Here is a 3,592-nt window from a genome sequence, read left to right as displayed (position 1 = left end):
CGGCGGCCTCGAAGGCGGAGCAACGTGGGAATATTCCACCGATGGCGGCGATAGCTGGACGACCGGCATGGGTAGCAGCTTCGAACTGCCGGAAGGCGACTACGGCGCTGACGACGTGCAGGTCCGCCAGACCGATGCCGCAGGTAATACCGGCGAGGCGGGCGAACTCGGTGCAGTGACCATCGATCTGACCGCCCCGGAAGTCCCTGTCATTGAAGGCGCCGAAGACGACGTTCCTCCCGCAGGGTCGATCGGCGGAGGCGATATGACCAACGACGTGACGCCGACACTGATTGGCAGCGCCGAAGCCAATGCCATCGTGACCGTCTACGCCGACGGTCGAAACCTGGGCACCACCACGGCCGATGGCAACGGCGACTGGCAGTTCGCAACCGACGAGGAGGATCAGCTGTTTGGCGGTGAAACCGTCTTCACTGCCACCGCGACTGATATCGCCGGCAACGTTTCTGCCACCAGCCCGACGTTTACGCTGACGTTCGACACGACGGCCCCTGCGGCGCCGACGATCGAGCCGACCAATGGAGACGAGATCACCGGTACCGCCGAACCCGGCAGCACGATTACGTTGACCGGAGATGGCACCCCGATCGGCAGCGTCGACGCCGATCCTGACGACGGCAGTTGGTCGTTCACGCCAGACGATCCGCTACCCGACGGGACCGAAGTCAACGCCACCGCGACCGATGCCAGCGGTAACGTCAGCCCTGAAGCCACGGCCACGGTCGACGCGACCGCGCCCAATGCCGATGGCAACGACATTCATATCGATGACGGCGGCGATGGCTTCCTGAACGTCGACGAGGCCGGCAATGTCACCTTGACCGGGCGCATGGAGGGCGGTGCTTCCGTCACCGGCTTGACGATCAGCGATAGTGACGGTGTCATTTTCGATGTCACCGATTTCAATGTGGACGCCGACGGAAATCTGACAACCACAGGCATTAATCTGTCGAGTCTCGCCGACGGCGAACTGACAGCCACCCTCTCCGTGACCGATGCCGCCGGCAACACCGGCACGGTCAGCGATATCACCACGCTCGATACGGCTGTGCCTGACGCCCCGACCGCAACGCTGGCCAACGATTCGGGAACTGAGGGTGACGGCGTTACCAACGATGCCACGATCAACATCGGTGGCCTCGAAAGCGGCGCAACCTGGGAATATTCCACCGACGGCGGCGATAGCTGGACAACCGGCATTGGTACCAGTTTCGAACTGTCGGAAGGCGACTATGTCGCTGATGCCGTGCAGGTTCGTCAGACCGATGCCGCGGGTAACACCGGCGAGGCGGGCAACCTTGGTGCCGTGACGGTCGATCTGACCGATCCTGTCGCGCCGACAATCTTCAGCGCCACAGATGATGTCGACCCGACCGATACGCTCGACGACGGCGACACCACCAACGACGCCACGCCGACGCTGACCGGCAGCGCCGAAGCTAACACCACGGTGGCAATCCTCGCCAATGGCACGCAGATCGGCACTGCCGATGCCGACGATGACGGCAATTGGTCATTCGCTATCGACGACGCCGACGCTCTACCCGATGGCGATGTGGACTTTACCGCCGTAGCCACCGATACCGCGGGCAACGTCTCGCCGGCCAGCCCCACCTTCACGCTGACGGTGGATACCACCGACCCCGCTGCCCCGATACCCACACTGGCCAACGACACTGGCGATAATGCGGAAGACGGCATCACCAGCGACGCCACGGTCAATGTCGCCGGCCTAGAACCGGGATCGACCTGGGAGTATTCCACCGACGGCGGCACTATTTGGAACACGGGAGCCGGTAGCCGCTTCGAGCTAGACGCGGCGCCTTACGACGATGGCGACATCCTGGTGCGTCAGACCGATGTCGCCGGCAATACCAGTGATATCGGTAGCCTGGGGCCGATTACGGTCGACCAGACCGACCCGGCGGCACCGACCATCGTCAGCGCGACGGATGATGTCGACCCGGCTACCGACGATCTGGTCAACGGAGATGCCACCAACGATGCGACCCCGACGCTGACCGGTACCGCCGAAGCCAATACCACGGTGACCATTTTCCAGAACGGTACGGAGCTCACCAGCGTTACCGCCGATGCCGATGGCAATTGGGCGTTCACCCCCGCCACGCTCGATGACGGCGATTACACTTTCACTGCCCGGACCGCTGACGTAGCCGGCAATGTTTCACCGGTCAGCACCGAATTCACCCTGACCGTGGATACGCAAGCGCCCGCCGCGCCGACGCTGGACGCCACCGACGGCTCGCCGATCACGGGTACCGCCGAGCCCGGTGCCACGATCACGTTGACCGTTGACGATACCGTGATCGGGACGGCGACTGCCGGCGCCCAGGGCAACTGGTCGTTCTCTCCGGATGCACCGCTGGCAGACGCCACCATGGTCAACGCCACGGCAACCGATGCCGCCGGCAATGTCGGGCCGTCCGCCAGTACTACCGTTGACGCGGATCTCAATGACGTCACCCCGCCCGCCCCACCGACCATCGAATTTGCGGTCGACGATGTCGATCCGCAAACCGACGATCTCGCCGACGGCGACAGCACTAACGACCCGCTGCCCGTCCTGCAGGGTATGGCGGAAGCCGGCAGCACGGTCGCCATTTCCCTCAACGGTGTCGAGGTCGACTCCGTCACTGCCGATGATCAGGGCAACTGGTCTTACGCCCTGGTCGATGCGCTGCCGGAAGGCGACGCCGTCTTCACGGCTACCGCCACCGATGGCAACGGCAATACATCCGGAGCGAGCGATTCGTTCACGCTGACGGTCGATACCGACATACCGGACGCGCCCACCATCGACAGCGCCACCGACGACGTCGACCCGACCGGGACGCTCATCGACGGCGACAGCACCAACGATGCCACGCCGACACTGACCGGTACCGCGGAAGCCAATGCCACGGTCACGGTTTCCGCCAACGGCACTCAGATCGGCACCGCCATCGCCGACGGCGACGGCAACTGGTCCTTAACGCCAGAAAACATGGACGCCCTGGCCGACGGCGAAACAACTTTTACCGCCACGACGACGGATGTCGCCGGTAACGCATCCGGCACCAGCAACCAGTTCTCACTGAACATCGATACCGGCACTCCGACCACGCCAACACCGACACTGACAACTGACACCGGCACGAATGGCGATGGCATCACCAGCGATGCCACGATCAACGTGGACAATCTCGAGGATGGCGCGACCTGGGAGTATTCCACCGACGGTGGTACCAACTGGACGACCGGGTCCGGCACCAGTTTCGAACTGCCGGAAGGCATCTATGCCGATGGCGACGTGCAGGTCCGCCAGACCGATACCGCGGGCAACACCAGCGATACGGGCAACCTCGGTGCGGTGACGATCGATGCCACCGGACCAGAGGCACCGACCATTGTCAGCGCTACCGACGATGTCGACCCGACCGGACCGCTAGCCGATGGCGACAGCACCAATGACGCCACCCCGATGCTGACTGGCACCGCCGAAGCCAACGCCACGGTGGCGATTCTGGCCAACGGTACCCAGATCGGCACGGTCGCTGCGGATGAGAATGGC

General features: G+C 63.8%; 1 protein-coding gene. It reads left to right on the top strand.

Annotated elements, in window-relative coordinates; genetic code table 11:
* The coding region (locus DOM27_RS17835) for an Ig-like domain-containing protein (protein ID WP_245392789.1) at positions 1-3,592 on the top strand (3,592 nt) is incomplete at both ends.

The organism is Salinicola halimionae, assembly GCF_003206065.1.
GTDB classification, from domain to species: Bacteria; Pseudomonadota; Gammaproteobacteria; order Pseudomonadales; family Halomonadaceae; genus Salinicola; species Salinicola halimionae.
Note: the sequence above shows the minus strand (reverse complement) of the source record. Positions and strands in the feature narration are given on the sequence as shown.